The sequence below is a fragment of the Aureimonas endophytica genome (assembly GCF_014642635.1).
GTDB classification, from domain to species: Bacteria; Pseudomonadota; Alphaproteobacteria; order Rhizobiales; family Rhizobiaceae; genus Plantimonas; species Plantimonas endophytica.
This window is the reverse complement of record NZ_BMIQ01000002.1, coordinates 76,403-95,543: the sequence shown is the minus strand read 5'-3', so window position 1 is coordinate 95,543 and position 19,141 is coordinate 76,403. Positions and strand designations below refer to the sequence as shown.

Here is a 19,141-nt window from a genome sequence, read left to right as displayed (position 1 = left end):
GGCGACAAGCCACGCCGCCGTCGCCGCCGGATCCGTCCGGCGGAGGTGTGGAACCAGATCCGCGGCCGCGAGATGCCGCGCATGCTCTCGCCGGCGATCCGCCTGCGCGTGCAGCGGCTCGACGATATCGGCGAGGTGATCGTCAAGCTCATCCAGATCTTCGTCGTCATCGTCGCGACGCTGCTCTATATCGCGACGCCGCATCCGGCGGATGTCACGATGTTCGCCTCGCCGACGCCCTATGTGCTCGGCCTCTATCTTGTCCTGTCGACGCTGGGACTTCTCTGGGCGCTCCGCCCGCCGGTGCCGGCCTTCGCCGTCTATCTGTCGATCCTTCTCGATTTCCTGCTGCTCTACGGCCTCATCTGGAGCACGCATATCCAATATGCGCAGCCGCCCTCCTTCGTGATGAAGTCGCCGACGCTGCTCTACGTCTTCCTGTTCATCGCGATCCGCACGCTGCGCTTCGAGATCCGCTACGTGCTGGCGGCGGGCGCCGCCGCCGCCGCCGGCTGGCTGGCGCTGCTCGCCTGGGTGCTCGCCACCGAGCCGAGCTCGGAGGTGCTGACGCGCAACTATGTCAACTATCTCACCTCGAACTCGGTGCTGCTCTGGGCCGAGATCGACAAGATCGTGCTCATCGTCCTCGTCACCGGCGTCCTGACCTTGGCCCTGACGCTGGCCCGCAATCTCCTGGTCGCCTCGGTGACGGAGGCGCAGGCGGCGGTCAATCTCGCCCGCTTCTTCGATCCGGCCGTCGCCGACGACATCCGCGCCTTCGAGAGCGGCCTCGCCCCCGGCCACGGCACGCAGCGCGAGGCCTCGATCATGTTCGTCGACCTGCGCGGCTTCACGGGGCTCGCCGCCGAACATCCGCCCTCCGACGTCCTCGCGGCGCTCGCGAGCTTCCAGAAGGCGGTGGTGCCGATCATCCGCGACCATGGCGGCACGATCGACAAGTTCCTCGGCGACGGCATCATGGCGACCTTCGGCGCGGTGCGCCCGCTTTCGACCCATGCGGCCAACGCGCTGATGGCGACGGAGGCCGTGCTCGACGCCTTCGCGCGAGACGTCGCGGCGCGCCATGCCTGGTTCGCCGAGGACGGAATCGGCATCGCCGTCGTCGCCGGCCGCGTCGTCTCCGGCGTCGTGGGAGTGGAGGGGCGGCTCGAATTCACGGTGATCGGCTCGGCGGTCAATCTCTGCGCCAAGCTGGAGAAGCACAACAAGGAGATCGGCACGCTCGCCCTGACGACGCGGGAAACGCTGGACCTGGCGCGCAGCCAAGGCCTGAAGCCGCGCGGGCGGGTGCCGTCGCTCAGCGTGCTCCTGCCGGGCACGGCGGACAGCGTCGAGATCGCCATCCTGCGCAGCCGCAGGAAGGGCATGATCCGCACGATCCGCCACCGCCTCGCCCGGGCGGCGCGCCTGCCGGGCTGAGCGGGATCAGACGATCCCGCCGCCGGAGCCCGGCACCGCCGGGCGCTCGGCCGCCGCCGCCTCGCGATAGCCGCTGGCGCGATAGGCGGCGATCGGGTCGAGGGCACCGCCGGCCCGCAGCCGCGCCTCGGCGAGGATCGGGCCGACATCGGTGCGGAAGGCGCTCTTCAGCACCTCCGAGGCCATCAGCGGATCGTTGCCGTCCTGGTGGCCGGAAAGCGCGATACGATCGACGAGCAGCGCCTGGGCATAGGCGCGCCGGATCTCGTCGGCCGAGCGGATGAGGCTCTCGATCGGATCGGTCACATTGTGCGACTGGTCGATCATATGGGCCGGATAGAGGCGCTCCAGCGCGTCGCCCGCCCCGACGAGCTCGTTGAAGACGAGGAAGAGACGGAAGGGATCGATCGAGCCGGCGTCGAGATCGTCGTCGCCATATTTCGAATCGTTGAAGTGGAAGCCGCCGAGCTTCGATGCCCGGATCAGCCGCGCGACGATCTGCTCGATATTCACGTTCGGCGCGTGATGGCCGAGATCGACGAGGCAGAAGGCCTTCGGCCCGAGCTCCTGGGCCGTCATGTAGCTGGTGCCCCAGTCCGAGACGACGGTCGAATAGAAGGCCGGCTCGTACATCTTGTGCTCGGAGAAGATGCGCCAGTCGGCCGGCAGCCCGGCATAGATCGCCTTCATCGAGTCGAGATAGCGCTCGAAGGCGCGCGACAGGTCGCTCTGGCCGGCGAAGTTCGAGCCGTCGGCGATCCAGACGGTGATCGCCTTCGAGCCGATCGCCTCGCCGATCGCGATCGTTTCCAGATTGTGCTCGACCGCCTGGGCGCGCACCGCCGGATCGGCATGGGAGAGCGAGCCGTATTTGTAGGACAGCGGCTGGCGCGGATCGCTCGGATGATCCTGGAAGGTGTTGGAATTCATCGCGTCGAAGGAGAGGCCGAGCGCCGCCGCCCTGTCCTTCAGCTCCGCCGGATCGGCCTTGTCCCAGGGGATGTGCAGCGAGACGGCGGGCGTCGCGCGGCCGAGCGCCTGGATCACGCCGCAATCGTCGAGCTTCTCGAAGATGCCGCGCGGCTCGCCCCGGCCCGGAAAGCGGGCGAAGCGGGTGCCGCCGGTGCCGACGCCCCAGGACGGCACCGCGACGGTGAAGGCGGAAACCTTCGCCGTCAGCGCCTCGATGTCGAGGCCGCGCCGGGCGAGACGCTCGCCGAGGCTGGCGAAATCCGCCGCATGATCGCGCGCCCGCGCCGCGTTGCTGGTCTCGATCACGCTCGGATCGATGGGTGATGGCATGGCAGATCCTCCCTCCGCCGGTTCAGAATAGAGCGCCAGCCCTCTCCCGAGTCGGGAGAGGGTGGTTCGCGCCAGCGAACCGGGTGAGGGAGCCGCAGGGCGGAAACGCCTGTGTCCCGCGCTCCCTCATCCGCCTGCCGGCACCTTCTCCCGGCTCGGGAGAAGGACGCAGCTTCACCGCGTGAAGCTGATCGCGTTGCCCGCGTCGACATTGACGATGTTGCCGGTCGACTTCGCCGACAGGTCGGAGGCGAAGAAATAGACGGCTTCCGCGATGTCCTCCGGGAAGACCGAGCGCTTCAGGAGCGACCGGTTGCGGTAATGCGCCTCCAGCTCCTCCGTGCCGATCTTCGAGGAGGCGGCGCGCTGCTCGCGCCATTCGCCGCTCCAGATCTTCGAGCCGCGCAGCACCGCGTCCGGGTTCACCGTATTGACGCGGATGCCGGCCTCCGCCCCTTCCAGGGCGAGGCAGCGGGCGAGATGGATCTCCGCCGCCTTGGCCGTGCAATAGGCCGAGGCGCCGGCCGAGGCGGCGAGCCCGTTCTTGGAGGAGATGAAGATCATCGAGCCGCCGAGCTTCTGGCGGCGGAACAGGCGGAAGGCCTCGCGCGAGACGAGGAAATAGCCGGTGGCGAGGATCGAGATGTTGCGGTCCCAGACCTCCAGCGTCGTGTCCTCCACCGGCGCGGCGGAGGCGATGCCGGCATTGGAGACGAGAATGTCGAGCCCGCCATATTCCACCACGGCCTCGGCGAAGCTCGCCGCGACCTCGGCTTCGGACGTGACGTTCATGCGCGTGCCGCGCACCTGATCGGCGCCGAAGCCCTTGGCGAAATCAGCCTTTGTCGCGTCGAGCGCGTTGGCGTCGATATCGGCGAGGACGACGCAGGCGCCCTCCGCCATCAGCCGAGCGGCGATCGCCTGGCCGATGCCGCCGGCGCCGCCCGTGACGAGCGCGACGCGGCCGGCCAGCGGCTTCGGCTTCGGCAGGCGCTGGAGCTTGGCCTCTTCCAGGAGCCAGTATTCGATGTCGAAGGCCTCCTGCTCGGGCAGGCCGAGATAGTCGTCGACGCCGGAGGCGCCGCGCATCACGTTGATGGCGTTGACATAGAACTCGGCCGAGACGCGGGCCGTGCCCTTGTCCTTGGCGAAGGAGATCATGCCGACGCCGGGCACCAGATAGATCACGGCGTTCGGATCGCGCATCGCCGGCGAATCCGGGTGCTTGGAGCGCTGGTAATAGGCGGCGTAGTCCTGACGATAGGCCTCGACCGCTCCGTCCAGCCCGGCGACCAGCGCCTCGACATCGCCGTTCGCCGGATCGAAATCGAGCACCAGGGGGCGAATCTTGGTGCGCAGGAAATGGTCGGGACAGGAGGTGCCGAGCGCGGCGAGCGGCCGCAGCGCCGCCGAGCCGACGAATTGCAGGACGGCGTCGGAATCGTCGAAATGGCCGATCTTCGCCTCGTCGCGGCCGATGCGGGCGCGGATCTCCGGCATCAGCCGGGCGGCGATCTCGCGCCGGCGCTCGCGCGGCAGGGCCGCGACCACCTCGCCGCCGAAGGCCGGCTTGTCCTTCAGCTCGCCCTCGAACCATTCGATGGCGCGGTTGATGATGGCGAGCGTCGTGGCATAGCACTCCTCCGCCGTGCGCCCCCAGGTGAAGAGGCCGTGGCTGCCGAGCACGACGCCCTTGGCCTCCGGGTTCTCGGCGGCGAAGCGCGCGAGTTCCAGGCCGAGCTCGAAGCCCGGACGGCGCCATTCCAGCCAGCCGATCTCCTCGCCATAGACGCGCCGCGTGATCTCGCGGCCGTTCCGCGTCGCGGCGATGGCGATCACCGCGTCGGGATGCATGTGATCGACATGGGGATAGGGCAGATAGGCATGCAGCGGCGTGTCGATCGAGGCGGCGCGCGGATTGAGGTTGAAGGTGCAGTGGGGCAGATAGCCCACCATCTCGTCCTCGTGCGCCGGGCCGCGATAGATGTCGCGCAGCCGGTTCAGCTTGTCCATGTAGAGCGTCGCGAAGCCGTCGAGCTTGATCGTGCCGACATCGCCGCCCGAGCCCTTGACCCAGAGGACCGTCACGTCCTCGCCCGTCAGCGGATCGCGATGCGTGACCTTGGCCGAGGTGTTGCCGCCGCCGTAATTGGTGATCCGCTTGTCGGAGCCGAGGAGATTGGAGCGGTAGAGCAGCTTGCCCGGCTCGTCGAGCGTGGCGGCCTTCGCCTCGTCCCAGAGATTGCGGACACGGCTCCCGTCGGTGGTCGCGGACATGTTTCCTCCCATGCGCGATGTCCGGCGGCGTCGCTGCGAAGCGCCGGATGCGGCGCAGGAATGCGGCATCGGCTCCGGATTGTCAACAAATCCGGTCATGAACACGCAAATTGTGCAGTGCAATGATCGGTTTTGACGGAAAATGATTGACAGGCGAGGAGCGGATCGCAAGTCTGGCTTCAGGAGATCCTGATGCACGAAGTCGAACGCCACCGCATCATCTTGAGCGCCGTCCAGGGGCGATCGGTGGCGGGCGTCGCCGAACTCGCCGAGCTGACGGGCGCCTCGGAGGCGACCATCCGGCGCGACATCGCCGCCCTCGCCCTGGAAAAGAAGCTGCGCAAGGTGCGGGGCGGCGCCGAGGCGCTGGCCCCCTCGCCCTACGGCCGGATCGGCGGCCCGTCGCTCGCCGCCTGCGAGGCGCTCAACCGGCGCGAGAAGCGCATGATCGCCCGCGCCGCCGTAGCGCTCTGCGCGGAGGGCGATTCGGTCATCATCAACGGCGGCACCACGACCTTCCAGATGGTGCATCCGCTCACCGCGCTGAAGCTGCAGGTGATGACCAATTCCTTTCAGATCGCCGAACATCTGATCCGCCATTCGAAATGCACGGTGCTGGTGCCGGCGGGCGCCATCTACCCGGAACAGGGGCTGATCATCAGCCCGTTCGAGACGGACGGCATCGCCAATTTCGCGGCGCGGAAGATGTTCATGGGCTGCCGGGGCATCTCGGCGCTCGGCATCGCGGAGGCGGACCCCTTGATCGTCCAGTCGGAACAGCGCCTGATGCGCCAGGCGGACGAGATCGTGGTGCTCGCCGACGCCTCGAAGTTCAAGGCGCGGTCCTCGATGCTCGTCGCCTCGCTGGAGCGGGTCGGCACCATCGTCACCGACGACGGGATCGAGGACGCGGCGGCGCAGATGATCGAGGCTGCCGGCGTGCGGCTGATCGTGGCCGAGCGCGCGGCGGAGGCGCCGGGCGAGGACGAGGCCTTCGCGGCCTGAGACAGGACACCGCGCCGGTGGGAGGGCGCGGCGACGGGAGGATGATGGTGACGGATACGGATGCGGCGCGCCCGATGGCGGCGCCTTTCTCGGCTCGGCATGGGAAGGCCCCGCGATGACGGCGCCGGCCTTGGAGAAGCTCGCCTTTCGCATGGTGCTGAAGCCCGGCCGCGCGGCGGAGTACCGCGAACGGCACGACGCCATCTGGCCGGACCTGGTGCACCTGCTGCGCCAGGCGGGCGTGCGCGACTATTCGATCCATCTCGACGAGGAGACGCACCATCTCTTCGCCGTCCTCTGGCGGCCGGTCGAGCACGGCATGGACGCGCTGCCGGCCGAGCCGGTGATGCGGCGCTGGTGGGACATGATGGCCGACCTCATGGAGGTGAAGCCCGACAACGAGCCGGTCGCGGTGCCGCTCGCGACCCTGTTCCATCTCGCATGAGCGCCCGTCCCGCTCCCCGCCATGTCGCCGTCGTCGACATCGGCAAGACCAATGCCAAGCTGGCGCTGCACGATCTCGCGGCCGGCGAGGATCTCTTCGTGCGGACCGAGCCGAACGCGGTGCGCGGCGACGGTCCCTATCCGCATTACGACGAGGCGCGGCTTCTCGCCTTTCTGGTCGACGCCCTCGCCGACTGCGCCGGCCGGCATCCGTTCGAGGCGATCTCGGTGACGACGCATGGCGCCTCGGCGGCGCTGGTCGGCGACACCGAACTGGCGCTGCCGATTCTCGACTACGAATATGACGGGCCCGAGAGCTGCCGCGAGGACTATGACCGGCTGCGTCCGGACTTCGCCGAGACCCTGTCGCCGCGCCTGCCGAACGGGCTGAATGTCGGCGCCCAGCTCTTCTGGCAGGAGCGGACCTTTCCGGAGGCCTTCGCGCGGGCCCGCCACGTCCTCTGCCTGCCGCAATATTGGGCCTGGCGGCTCAGCGGCGTCGCGGCGATGGAGATCACCTCCATCGCCTGCCATACCGATCTCTGGGCGCCGCGCCGGGAGGATTTCTCCTCGCTCGTCGCCGGCCGCGGCTGGGGGCGACTGTTCACCGCGCCGCTGCGCAGCGCCTTCGACGCGCTCGGCCCCCTCGCCCCCGATCTCGCCCGGAGGATTGGCCTCGGCGCGGCGCCGATGCCCGTCCATTGCGGCATCCACGATTCCAACGCCTCGCTCCTGCCGCATCTCCTGCGGCATGCGCCCCCCTTCACCGTCCTGTCGACCGGCACCTGGGTCGTGTCCTTCGCGGTCGGCGGCGCCGCGCGGCCGATCGAGCCGGCGGCCGGCATCCTCCTCAATGTCGATGCCTTCGGCCGCACCTCGCTGTCCGGCCGCTTCATGGGCGGGCGCGAATTCGACCGGCTGACCGGCGGCGCGCCGCGGGAGCCGACGCCGGCGGAGATCGCGGAGGTCGTGGAGGCGCGCATCTTCGCCCTGCCGACCTTCGTGCCGGGCACCGGGCCGTTCCCGGACGGCGCCGGACGCTGGAGCCGCGAGCCGGACGGGCTGTCGCCCGGCGTCCGCACGGCCGTCGCCAGCCTTTACTGCGCGATGGTGACGGCCGAGATGCTGGCGCTGACCGGCGCGGACGGGCCGACCATCGTCGAAGGCCCCTTCGCGCGCAACCGTCTGTTCCTGGCGGCGCTCCAGGCCGCGACCGGCCGTGCCGTCGTGCCCTCCGCCGGCGCGACCGGCACGACGGCGGGCGCCGCCCTGCTGGCGGGCTCGCCGCCGGCGGCGCCGACGTCGACCATCGATGCCGAAGCGTCACCGGCCTCCGGCCATGCGACGGAGGCGCTCGCCGCCTATGCGGCCGACTGGCTCGCGGCCGCGAGGGCATAGGCGCGGCCGCTGTCGCCGAGCGGGGTGCGGACCTCGGTCCGCGCCTTGCCGCTCCAGAGACCGGCGACGGCCGGCCCGATGAGGCCGATCGCTTCGAGATCCTTGGACGAGCGGAAGCGCCGCGTGCCCTCGTAGACGAGGGGCTTCGGCCCCCAGCGCAGGACCGCGCGGCGCAGCTGCTCGTAGGACAGGCCGCGCCGGTAATGCGCCTCCATCAGCGTGTTCTGCTGCACCCTTTTGCGCAGCTCGTCGCAGAGCTTGAAATGCAGGAGGGAGACGAATTCGTCGGCCGGCGCCGTGTTGCGATTGGCATGGCTGTTGGCGAAGGCGAAGCCGGGCCGGACGAAGTTGATCGGCCATTTCTGCTGCGCCGGCATCTCCATCGGCCAGAGGGCGGCGATCGGCCCGACCCAGGACAGAGGCACCTTGTCGATGAAACGGTCCACCTGATTGCAGAGCGTGTAATAGAGCGCGCCATGTCCCGCCTCGGCTCCGAGATCGGAGAGGAGCCGCAGGCGCGGGCCGCCGAGCACCTGGAGATGGAAGCTTTCCGGCTCCGCGTCCCAGGGCCGGCGCGGCCAGGCGCGGAACACGTAGTCCGAATCGAAATTCCCCATCACCTCCAGGAGATCGTCCTGCGGCCCGAGCGACACGGCCAGGAAGTCGCCGTCGGGATACATGTCGATCATCGCGCCGCCGACCTTGTCGAAGCCGCGCGCGGTGAAGCCGGCGCAGAAATCGGCGAGCGGCACCGTCTCGCAGTCGCGATAGACCAGGAGCTCGTCGCAGTCGACGAAGGCGGACCAGCGCCCGACGCAATGGGCATTGGCGACCTCGTTCACCCAGTCGATGCCGTAATTGGCGGCACGGAAGGCGCCGAGCTCCTGGAAGACATGGCAGTCGTCCTCGGCCAGCAGGAATTCCAGGCTGCCGTCGGTCGAGCCGTTGTCGATGAAGATGAAGCTCGCGACGCCGAGCTTGCGGTAGTGCCGCAGGAAATGCGGCAGGAAGCCCATCTCGTTCTTGACGAGGGTGACGACCGGGACTTCGCCCGGAGCCAGGTCGATGGCGGCGGGGCTCAGACGGTTCATGGTCGGCTCCTTGCGACGGTGCGGACGCGCGCGCCGGCAAGGACGGGCGACCGGACTGAGGGGTGTCGGCTCATGCGGTGGCGCGGGCGGCGCCGAATTTGGACGCGACGGGCCGGGACGCGCGGACGGCGCCCTGCCCGATCGCGATCATCAGGGCATAGACGACCGAGCGGCCCGAACCGAAATCCGGCGTCGTGCCGATCATCCAGCCGACGATCGTGCCGGGGACGATGGCCCAGCGCAGGCCGGACAGGATCCAGGCCCCCTGGAAATCGTTCGACGCGGCGCGCTGGAAGTAGCAGTAGACCAGGAAGAGGCAGTAGAGCGACGCGCCGATCAGGCCGAGATTGCTGAGGCCCGCGACGAAGCTCGATGAGGCGCGGGTGGAGCCGACGCCGACGCCGAAGCCATAGGTGTCGAAGACCGACTGGAGCGAGATCGCCGTCCACATGCTGCGCTCCTCGAAGGACTGGCTCGCCGTCTTGTTGAAGAGCAGCTCGTCGACCATGTTCAGCGCCGGGGTGAAGACCGAGGGCACGAAGAGCAGGAGGCAGATCACCAGGGCCGCGATGCCGGTGGCCGCCAGGAGCTGACGGGCGAGATGGCGCCGGATGCGCATCTGCCGCCAATGGGCCAGCGCCCGCCAGGTCCATTCGGCGGCGGCCAGCGCCGAGAAGATGGCGATGCCGGCATAGGCCGCCGAGGAGGTGGACAGGCAGCTGAGAAGGAAGAGCGCGCCGATCACCGGCCAGAGATAGCGCTCCAGGCTCCGGTCCGACGCGATGGCGTGGCGCAGGAAATAAAGCAGCGCCATGGTGCTGAGACAGGCGTCGCCGAAGGCGGAGGCTTCCGGCATCAGGCCGACGATGCGCTTGGCGCCCATCACCTCGTCATCGACGCGCAGCGTATAGGCGGCGGTGCGGAACCCTTCCAGCAGCGGATCGATCGGCAGCGCGATCGACATGATGTCGAGAATGCCCGTCCCGATCAGCGCGAAGGCGCCGATGAAGAGGCCGCGCATGACCACCTTGCGGCCGCCCGGCTGTTCCAGGAGCCGGGCGAAGGCGAAGACGCAAAGCACCGAGATCGTCAGATAGGTGATCTGGGTGAAGTTCTGCATCGACGGCGCGAGCGGCTGGCGCGGCTCGAAATCGTAGGTCATGGGCACGACATAGACCTGGCCCGCGAAGAAGCGGGGCATGAACATCGTCGTCACCGTCGCGGCCAGCCAGAACAGCATCAGGAGGCCGAGATGGTTGAGGCGGGTGCCGGCCGAGAACGTATAGGCGATGCCCGACCAGCCGCCGAGCATGCGCACGATGACGAGAAGCGACATCATCGGCAGCGCCGTCAGCGACACGCCGCCGCTCGCCGCCGTCGGCACCACGGCGAAGGAGCCGAAGGCGCTCCAGAAGAAGAAGAGATAGATGAGCAGCGGGCCGCCGCGCAAAAGCGCATAGATCGCCAGAGCCCAGAACAAGGCCGTCGTCACGAACTCCATCGCTTCGTCCCTCCCCTCGCGCCAGGTCTCGTCGACACCCTCGGCGCGCCCCTCAGCTCCTCGTCCGATAGCCTTCCAAGCGTCCCGCGAAGACATTGGCATAATAGCGGGAACGCGATCCGTTCAGCTTCGACAGGTTCATGGCCAGACCCGCGAGCGGCCGGCAAATTCGATAATATGCAAAGCTCGGCCTGTAGCCATGCTTACGCATGACATAGCCCATGCCCCGCGCATAGCCGCGCGCCTTGCGGCGCATCGCGGCGTCCGGCGTCCGGATGTCGAGTTCGGCATGGTGGCCGATCAGGCTCGGATCGTAATGGCCGCGATAGCCGAGGGCGAGCGCCCGCAGGATGATATCCACCCCCTCGCAGGACTGCCAGGGCGTGCCGGAGCCCGGTCCGATCGCCGGATCGAAGCCGCCCGTCGCCTCGAAGGCGGCGCGCCGGAAGAACATCAGCCACTCGATCTGCGTCTCGAAGACGTTGTCGCGCCGGATCGGGCCGGCGGCCCCCAGGAAGCGGCCGTTGATCGTGCGGCCCGCCTCGTCCGCCGCCCGCCCGGTGAGAAGGTCCGCGCCGGTGCGATCGAGGCAGGCGAGCGAGCGCTCGAACAGCCAGGGCGGATACCAGCAGTCGTCGTCCGGAAACAGGATGATCTCGCCCCGGGCCCGCGCGGCGCCGGCATTGCGGCCGGCATTGACGCCCCGGCTTTCGCGGTCGCGCAGGTGGAGGATCGGAAAGGACAGGCGCGCGGGGTCGAGAAGCGGCACCAGGCGGTCGTCTTCATTCTGATCGACGACGATCAGCTCGAAATCGCGCTCGGTCTGGTTCTCGAGGCTCTGGAGGAAGGGCCCAAGCTCGGCGCTTCGCCCGAGCGTCGAGACGACGAGGGACAGCCTCGGCGATCCGCGTCGATCGGTCGCATCCGCGAAGACGGGGGAGGAAACGTGGGCGGTCATAGATCGAGGATTCGTTCGGGACGCATGGAGCCGGTCGCCAGATCGCGCAAGGCGACCCAATTGCCCCGGCAGCGGCCGGGAAAATCGGCCGAGCGATCGGCGATCAGCGATTTCACGATGTTGGACAGAAGCGAGCGGGCGACGAATTCCAGCGTGTCGCGGCGGCGCATGCTGCCCTTGCCGGCGAGATAGATCGGATTGGCGATCTGCGAATAGCCGAGCCGCACGCCGCTCGAACGCGCGCCCTTCACGCCGAGATGCACGCCCCGGCAGGCGGGGGCGAAGATCACGCGGCCGCGCTTCAGGGCCTGGCCGGTATAGTCGCGGTCCTCCTGCCAGGCATAGAGCGGCAGGCGCTCGTCGAAGCGCTGCGCGGCGACGAGGCCGGCGCGCCAGGCCATGTTGCAGCCATAGACGGATTCGAGGTCGCGCGGCTCGGTGCCGGTCGCCCAATGCGGCTGGCCGGGGCGCTGGCCGGAGAGATAGAGCCCGGCCTCCGCCTCGGTGAGGCCGGGGCCCTTGATCCCGTCGGCGAGGACGAGGCCGGTGAAGCCGACGACCTCCGGCATCGCGGCGAAGGTCTCGCCGGCCCGTTGCAGCCAGTCGCCGGCGGGGCGGAAATCGTCGTCGAAGAACACGACGAAGGCATCGGCATCGGCGAGGCAGCCTTCGGCGGCCAGCCGATCAAGGCCGACATTGCGCTGGATCGGCAGGCCCGCCTTGTCCGCCATCAGGATCTCGGCGCCGATCGCCGCGCCGCGCGGATGATCGGCGAGGCCCGCGACGTCGGCCGGTCCGGCGCCGACCACCAGGGTGCGGCGCGGCGGCGTGGACTGGGCGGCGAGATGATCGAACAGGACCGCGACCTCGGCCGCGCGCCCCTTGGTCGCCACGATCACATAGGGCGTCATCGGGAGGCTCCGGCGAAGGGAAACGGGACGGGGCGCATCGCGGCGGCGGACCTCATGACGGCCGCACCGGGGACGGGGCACCGGCCGGTGCCGGGGCGAGCGCCCCGCCGTCGAGCAGCGCGTCGAGCAGCCGCTCGGCGGTCCGCGCCCAGGTGAAGCCGTCGCTCTGGCGCCGGCCGGCCGCCGCGAGGCGCGCTCTCAGCGCCTCGTCGCCGGCCAGCTCGTCCATGCGCGCCGCGAAGGCCGAGGGATCGTGCGGATCGGCATAGAGCGCCGCCTCGCCGCAGCTTTCGACCACCGCGGGGGCGGTCGAGGCGATCACCGGACAGCCGCAACGCATCGCCTCCAGGGGCGGCAGACCGAAGCCCTCGAAGAAGGACGGAAAGAGCAGCGCCGTCGCGCCCTCGTAGAGCGCGCGCAATTCGCCGTCCGACACGCGGCCGAGATGGCGCACGCCCGTTTCGCCTTCGAGGCCGGTGCCGGAGAAGATGCGGGGATTGGCGCCGCCGGCGAGCACGATCGGCAGATCGCGCCGCGCGCGCAGCGCTTCCGCCTTCAGAAGCGTCGCGATGTTCTTGTGCGGGCTGAGGCTGCCGATGGCGAGGAAGTAGCGGCCGGCGGCAAGGCCCGAGCGCGCGAGGATGGTGGGATCGGGCGCGATGCGGTCGATATGGTCGCAGCCGTTCGGCGCCACCACGATCTTGCCGGGCGGCACGACGCCGAACCGTTCGAGCTCGCCCTTCGAGAAGCGCGAAACGGTGCTGACGAGAGCGGAGCGGCGGCCGAGCAGCGGCAGGAGCAGGCGATACCAGAGACGGAAGGCGCGGCCATAGGCCTGCGGCGTCTGCCAGACCTGGGCGTCGTGCAGGATGGTCAGGCTGCGGCGCACCGCCAGCGGCCCCGTATTGCAGGGATTGACCAGCCAGGCGTCGCCGAGGGCCCGCGGCAGTTCGAACTGCTCCCAGGCATGGCCGGCGCCGCGGCCGATCCGGCGCTCGGTGACATGCGGCAGGTCGAGACGACGCGCACCGGCCGGCGTCGCGACGGACAGCGACAGGCGCGCGCGCAAGCCTTCGTCCGTGCCGAGCCGCCGGCTCCACGCCGCGAGGATCTCTTCCGCGACACGGTCGACGCCGGTCGGCGGTCGGGTCAGAAAACGACCATTGACGACGACATGCCGAGCCTTCATTTTCGCACCGCAAAACCATGATGCGGCGCACAATGCCGAAAACGCGGCGCGAGTCCAGGCAGGACCTCACGGAAGACGGTCCGGATCATGCGCGTCGAAAGCATGCGACTCCAGGTTTCGCGCTGGCCTGTGAAGCCAGCCATCAAGTCCAATGACATAGAGACATCAAAATTTAACTACTGACGGGCGGGCCACAGGATTTCCTCCTCCGTCATCTTCGATCATCGCATGATCGGCTGATAAAAGCATTAATGCGTCAAATTTTAATGAGCGGAATTGTGTCGCCTTCATTCCGCGTGATGAACTTCGCGTGAAGCCGTTGCTTCAAGGTCGCGATGTCCTAGAACCACAGATAATTATTTTTAGGCGGATAACGCAGCGCTCCCGAGACGGAGGCAGAACCTTCGCGAGCTTCATCTTGGAGCGCATCGAATAGACGCTAACCATCTGATCCGAAATGTGCGTCATGTTCATGTCTTCCACCGCCCGGCCCGCCATACTTGTTGACAGGCGGGTATCGCCATGTGACGGATGAGACACTTACTTCCGAATAAACATGGAAGCGTCGCATCAGCGGCCTGGACGCGAAGGGCGGATTTCCGCATTTCGTCCGGGTCGTCGCAGAGGCGGTTCCCGTTGCCACCGACCACCCGTGACGTCCTGGCTTGCGGATAGCCGACGGAGAGTTCGTTGAAGATTGCGATCGTTCACTACTGGCTTGTGTCGATGCGGGGCGGCGAGAAGGTCCTGGAGGAGCTTTGCCGCCTCTATCCGACCGCCGACATCTTCACGCTCGTCCTGGATCGGGACGCGATCTCGCCGTTTCTCGCCTCGCGCACCATCCACACGTCCTTCCTTCAGCGCATTCCGGGCGCCCGCAAGCATTACCAGAAGCTCCTGCCGCTGATGCCCTTCGCGCTGGAGCATCTGGATCTCAGCGCCTACGACCTCGTGATCTCCAGCGAATCCGGCCCGGCCAAAGGCGTGATCACGCGGCCCGACGCGGTGCATGTCTGCTACTGCCATTCGCCGATGCGCTACGTGTGGGACCATTACCACGTCTATCGCCGCGACCTGCCCTGGAGCGCCCAGCTGCTGCTGATGCTCTTCGCGCCGCCGCTGCGCGCCTGGGACTGCTCGACCTCGGCCCGCGTCGATGCCTTCGTCGCCAATTCCCATCACGTCGCCCGGCGCATCAAGCGCTACTACAACCGCGAGGCGGACGTGATCCATCCGCCGGTGGCGATCGACGACTTCGCGATCGAGGACGGCTCGAAGGACTTCTATCTCTGCGCCGGCCAGCTCGTGACCTACAAGCGGATCGACATCGCGGTCCGGGCCTTCACCAAGACCAATCGCCGCCTCGTGGTGATCGGCGAGGGCGCGCAGCTGGAAAAGCTGAAGCAGATCGCCGGTCCGACCATCACCTTCCTCGGCCACCAGCCCTTCCCGGTGCTGCGCGAGCACATGGCGCGCTGCCGCGCCCTTGTCTTCCCGGGCGAGGAGGATTTCGGCATCGTGCCGCTCGAGGTCATGGCCAGCGGTCGGCCGGTCATCGCCTTCGACGCGGGCGGCGCCCGCGAGACCGTGCCGCCGAATCGCGGCTTCCGCTTCGCCGAGCAGACGGTGGAAAGCCTGCTCGACGCGGTCGAGCGCTTCGAGGCCGTCGAGAACGAGATCGATTCCGTCGCGCTGCGCCAGCATGCCAGCGGCTTCGCGCCGGACGTGTTCCGCGAGCGGATGCGCAACTTCGTCGAGGCGCGCATCGCCGCTTCGCTGGCGACGGGGGCGCCCGCCGCCGGAGAAACCGTGCGATCCTGGAATCGCCCCGCCAACGAGGATCACCCGCCGGTGGCCTTCGCCCGCCTGGGGGATATGGAAAGCAAGGGGTTCTAAAAACGCCTTGTTTACCCGTCACCCGTTCTCGTCCAAAGGAAGTGGTGAGGGCGATCGAAAGCTTTCTATGCTCCACGGACTGCCCTCACGAGACCCGGACGCCCCGCTGAACGGAGCATGGACGTGAACATCATCAGCAAGGATCACGTCTGGGCGGCCCCAACCGGACCGGAAACGGAGAATCTGCGTGGCGAATCCTCGCGGATCTGGGGCGCGGTGCGCCGCCGCTATCCGCTCGCCATCGTCGGTGCCGCCATCGCGGCGGCGCTCGCGGTGGTGATGCTGCATTTCTCGGCCCCCGCCTATCAGTCCGACATCCACATCGTGCTGACGGAAGACCGCACCAAGCTGCTCGACGAGATTTCCGGCGTCGAGACGGCCCGCAATGCCGACGAATATATCGCGACGCAGATCGGCATGATCAGCTCGGAAGCCGTGGCGCGCCGCGTGGTCGACATGCTCGACCTGACGCACAATCCGGTCTTCATGGCCGAGCGCCCGTCGCTTCTCAATCGCCTGCGCGCCGCCATTCCCCTCCTCGGCGCCGGCAAGGACGAGGCGGAGAAGAACGACGACGTGACGACGCGGGCGGTGAACCGGCTGCGCGACGGGCTCGGCATCTTCCGCGTCGAGCGCAGCCTGATCATCGAGGTCCGCTATACCGGGCCCGATCCGATCCTCGCCCGCGACATCGCCGCCGCCTATGGCCGCGCCTATCTCACCGACCAGACCGAATCGCATTTCGCCGCCGTGACGCGCGCCAGCACCTGGCTGGAAGGCCGCATCGAGGACCTGCGCCAGCAGTCCCTCGCCGCCAGCCAGGAGGTCGAGACCTTCCGCGCCAAGAACGACCTCGTCGCCGCCAACGGCCAGCTCGTCGCCGAGCAGAACCTCGCCGGCATGAACAGCCAGATGGTGCTGGCCGAGACCGACTACGCCCGCCAGAAGGCGCGGCTCCAGGTCTACGAGGAGGCGCTGAATTCCGGCAGCGCCGAGGACGTGATCAGCGTGCTGAACACCTCGACGGAACTGTCGCAATCGGCGGCGATCCAGCAGCTGCGCACCGAATATCTCCAGGCGCGCGAGCGCGAGCGGGCGATCACCGAGCGCTGGGGCGAGGACACGCCGCAGGCGGTCGCGGTGCGCAGCGAGCGCCAGCGCCTGTCGAACCTCCTGATGGACGAGGCGCGCCGCGCCGTGGACATCTACCGTAAGAATCTCGAGATCGGGCAGGCGCAGCTCCACGACCTGAACTCGACGATCAAGGCCGCCTCCGGCAAGACGCAGACCGCCAATTCCACGCTCGTGACGCTGCGCAGCCTGGAGCAGCGGGCCGATTCCTACCATGCGCTCTACCAGAGCTATCTGACACGCTACCAGGAGGCGGTGCAGCAGCAGTCCCTGCCGGTGAACACGGCCCGCGTCATCTCGGACGCGCAGATCGCCGACGCGCCGGTCCTGCCGAAGAAGCCGATCACCGTCGCCCTGTCCCTCGTCCTCGGCCTCATCGCCGGCGCCGCCATCGGCGTCTTGAAGGAGATGATGGATCACAGCTTCCGCAGCCGGCACGATGTCGATGTCCTGCGGCTCGACTTCCTCGGCTATCTGCCGAAGCTCGGACGCAAGGCGCTGTCCGGCCATCTGGCCAGCGTCCTCGACGAGAAGGCGCGCGGCGGGGCCGTGCTCGGCCGCAACGAGGCGCGCTTCGTCGAGGGCGTGCGCAACATGAAGACGGCGATCGAGGTCGGCAAGCCGCATCGCGGCAAGGTCGTCGGCATCGTCTCGCTGACGAGCGGCGAGGGCAAGTCGGTCGTGGCGCTGAACCTCGCCCGGCTCATCGCCAGCGGCGGACGGCGCGTGCTGCTCGTCGACGGCAACACCCAGAATCCCGAGCTTTCGGCCGGCTACGCCTCGGCCAGCGGCGCCAACTTCACCGATGTCGTGGCGAGCCGCCGCACCATCGAGGAGGCGGTGGTCGAGGTCGGCAACGGCGTCGCTCTCATGCCGAGCCCACCGCTTCCGACCGGCGCCGCGCCGCGCATCGCCACCGTCGTGCCCCTGATGCACGAGCATCGCGGCGAATGGCTGACGCGCTTCGACATGACCCTCGTCGAGCTGCCGCCGATCGAGACGACCTCCGACGCCAAGGCGCTGGCGGAGGATCTCGACCAGGTGATCTTCGTCGTCGCCTGGGGCAAGACCGACCGGGGGCGCTTCGAATACCAGCTCCAATCGCTGCCTCTCCTGCGCGACAAGGCGGTCGGCGTGGTCATGACGCAGGTCGATATGAGCGAGATCCATCTCTACGATCCCTATTTCAAGCCGGAACGGCGCTCGGGCTCGCTGCTGCGCCGCCTGATGCCGCTCCGCCGGACCCGCACCCGCGGATGGAATTCCCGATGAGCCCGCTCCGTCTGTTTTCCGCAGCGCCCCGGCGCGCCCTCGCCTCGCTCGGCCTCACCGTCGCGGCCCTCGCCCTCTTCGCCGGCGCGGCGAGCGCCGCCGAGCGCATCTTCCCGCAGGACCGCCTGCAGGTGAAGGTGCTGGAATGGATGCCGGCGCGCGGCGAGTACAAGCAGTGGGAAGGCGTCACCGGCGAATATGCCGTCTCGCCGGACCAGTCGGTGCTGTTTCCGTTTCTCGGCGACGTCTCGACCCTCGATCGCAGCCCGGACGAGCTCGCCCGCTTCATCTCGGGCGAGCTCCAGCGCCATCTCAGCCTGCCGCTGCCGCCCGACGTGACGATCTCCTTCATGGCGCGCGCGCCGATCTACGTGCTCGGCGCCGTGCAGACGCCCGGCCAAGTCGCCTATGCGGCCAACATCACCCCGGCCAAGGCCGTGGCGCTGGCCGGCGGCTTCTACCGGCTCGGCGGCGGCGACTTGCGGCTCGAACGCGACGTCGCCACCACCGCCGGTGCGCTGGAGACCGCCGAGAACGAGGCGGCGCGCCTCGTGGCGCGGCTCGGCCGCCTCGAGGCCGAACTCGCCGACGAGGCGAAGGTGCGCGAGGCGTTCGATCCCGCCATTCCGGTGCGCCCGACGCCGGCCATGCTCGCCGAGCAGCAGAAGCTGCTCGAAGTGCGGCTCGAGGCCCGCCGCTCCCGGCTGGAAAGCGCCGCGAACCGCAAGACCTTGGCCGAGAACCAGCTGAAGGCGCTGCGCGACCAGCAGGGCAATCTGCAGAAGCAGATGGACCTGACGAAGCAGGAACTCGCCTCCGTCAACAATCTGGTCAATCAGGGCCTCGCCGCGACCAGCCGGTCGCTGACGCTGGAGCGTTCGAGCGCCGAACTGCAGAGCCGGCGCGTCGATCTCGACGTCGCCATTCTCCAGGCGCAGCTCGCCGCCAACCAGGCCGATCGCGACGCGGTGGAACTCGTCACGACCTTCCGCACCGACGCCGCCAACGACGCCCAGACGACGCGGGGCGAGCTCGACCGGCGCCTGACCGATATCGAGACCTCGAAGAAGCTCCTGCACGAGGCGACCGTCACCGCCCCGACCATGGCGCTGCGCCAGACCCGCCGCATGCAGGCCGGCATCCGCTTCTTCCTCACCCGTTCGATCAGCGGGCAGGCGGTGACGACCGAGATCGGCCGGGACGAGGCCTTGCAGGGCGGCGACACGCTGCAGGTCCAGATGGAGATCGATACGTCGTCGGAAGATGTCGCCGCCGAGCGGCCCGCCGCCGGCGAGGCCGATCCGGCGACCGTGGTCGCGCGCTGAG

Annotated in this window: 14 protein-coding genes; 7 read left to right on the top strand and 7 right to left on the bottom strand. The window is 68.6% G+C overall.

Features of this window, described 5'->3' with window-relative positions; genetic code table 11:
• Positions 1-45: 45 nt before the first annotated feature.
• Complete coding sequence (locus IEY14_RS06745) at positions 46-1,440, top strand: adenylate/guanylate cyclase domain-containing protein (protein ID WP_188907480.1); 1,395 nt, start codon at positions 46-48, stop codon at positions 1,438-1,440.
• 6 nt (positions 1,441-1,446) lie between these two features.
• Here IEY14_RS06745 and rhaI read toward each other — a convergent pair whose 3' ends face one another.
• Both rhaI and IEY14_RS06735 read right to left on the bottom strand, forming a co-directional pair.
• On the bottom strand, positions 1,447-2,742 hold the full coding sequence (gene rhaI, locus IEY14_RS06740; protein ID WP_188907479.1) for an L-rhamnose catabolism isomerase: 1,296 nt from the start codon (positions 2,740-2,742) through the stop codon (positions 1,447-1,449).
• A 174-nt stretch (positions 2,743-2,916) separates the two neighbouring features.
• On the bottom strand, positions 2,917-5,019 hold the full coding sequence (locus IEY14_RS06735) for a bifunctional rhamnulose-1-phosphate aldolase/short-chain dehydrogenase (RefSeq protein ID WP_188907478.1): 2,103 nt from the start codon (positions 5,017-5,019) through the stop codon (positions 2,917-2,919).
• Between the two features lie 192 nt (positions 5,020-5,211).
• On the opposite strand from IEY14_RS06735, the gene IEY14_RS06730 reads away from it, so the two are divergent.
• From IEY14_RS06730 to IEY14_RS06720, 3 genes are all read left to right on the top strand, one after another.
• The gene (locus IEY14_RS06730; protein ID WP_188907477.1) at positions 5,212-6,024 is read left to right on the top strand and encodes a DeoR/GlpR family DNA-binding transcription regulator; all 813 of its coding nucleotides are present in this window, start codon (positions 5,212-5,214) and stop codon (positions 6,022-6,024) included.
• A 130-nt stretch (positions 6,025-6,154) separates the two neighbouring features.
• Positions 6,155-6,469 (top strand): L-rhamnose mutarotase, encoded by a 315-nt coding sequence (locus tag IEY14_RS06725; protein ID WP_188908073.1) that lies wholly within the window; start codon positions 6,155-6,157, stop codon positions 6,467-6,469.
• Positions 6,466-7,866 carry an FGGY-family carbohydrate kinase gene (locus IEY14_RS06720; protein WP_188907476.1) on the top strand — a complete coding sequence of 467 codons (1,401 nt, stop codon included), beginning with the start codon at positions 6,466-6,468 and terminating at the stop codon, positions 7,864-7,866. Before IEY14_RS06725 ends, IEY14_RS06720 begins: the two co-directional genes overlap by 4 nt.
• On the opposite strand, the gene IEY14_RS06715 is transcribed toward IEY14_RS06720, so the two are convergent.
• The 5 genes from IEY14_RS06715 to IEY14_RS06695 form a co-directional block, all read right to left on the bottom strand.
• Positions 7,830-8,957 carry a glycosyltransferase family 2 protein gene (locus tag IEY14_RS06715; protein ID WP_188907475.1) on the bottom strand — a complete coding sequence of 376 codons (1,128 nt, stop codon included), beginning with the start codon at positions 8,955-8,957 and terminating at the stop codon, positions 7,830-7,832. The genes IEY14_RS06720 and IEY14_RS06715 overlap by 37 nt on opposite strands.
• Before the next feature lie 70 nt (positions 8,958-9,027).
• Complete coding sequence (locus IEY14_RS06710; protein WP_188907474.1) at positions 9,028-10,458, bottom strand: hypothetical protein; 1,431 nt, start codon at positions 10,456-10,458, stop codon at positions 9,028-9,030.
• A 52-nt stretch (positions 10,459-10,510) separates the two neighbouring features.
• Positions 10,511-11,416, bottom strand: a complete 906-nt coding sequence (locus tag IEY14_RS06705; RefSeq protein ID WP_188907473.1) for a glycosyltransferase family 2 protein — start codon at positions 11,414-11,416, stop codon at positions 10,511-10,513.
• Positions 11,413-12,327, bottom strand: a complete 915-nt coding sequence (locus IEY14_RS06700; RefSeq protein WP_188907472.1) for a glycosyltransferase family 2 protein — start codon at positions 12,325-12,327, stop codon at positions 11,413-11,415. The genes IEY14_RS06705 and IEY14_RS06700 overlap by 4 nt, the downstream gene beginning before the upstream one ends.
• 52 nt (positions 12,328-12,379) lie before the next feature.
• Positions 12,380-13,516: a glycosyltransferase family 4 protein gene (locus IEY14_RS06695; RefSeq protein ID WP_188907471.1), complete on the bottom strand. Its 1,137-nt coding sequence runs from the start codon at positions 13,514-13,516 to the stop codon at positions 12,380-12,382.
• A 726-nt stretch (positions 13,517-14,242) separates the two neighbouring features.
• Here IEY14_RS06695 and IEY14_RS06690 point away from each other — a divergent pair.
• From IEY14_RS06690 to IEY14_RS06680, 3 genes are all read left to right on the top strand, one after another.
• Positions 14,243-15,412, top strand: coding sequence for a glycosyltransferase (locus tag IEY14_RS06690; protein WP_188908072.1), 1,170 nt, complete (start codon positions 14,243-14,245; stop codon positions 15,410-15,412).
• A gap of 123 nt (positions 15,413-15,535) precedes the next feature.
• Positions 15,536-17,815: a GNVR domain-containing protein gene (locus tag IEY14_RS06685; RefSeq protein WP_188907470.1), complete on the top strand. Its 2,280-nt coding sequence runs from the start codon at positions 15,536-15,538 to the stop codon at positions 17,813-17,815.
• Positions 17,812-19,140, top strand: a complete 1,329-nt coding sequence (locus tag IEY14_RS06680; protein WP_188907469.1) for a polysaccharide biosynthesis/export family protein — start codon at positions 17,812-17,814, stop codon at positions 19,138-19,140. Before IEY14_RS06685 ends, IEY14_RS06680 begins: the two co-directional genes overlap by 4 nt.
• Position 19,141: the final 1 nt, after the last annotated feature.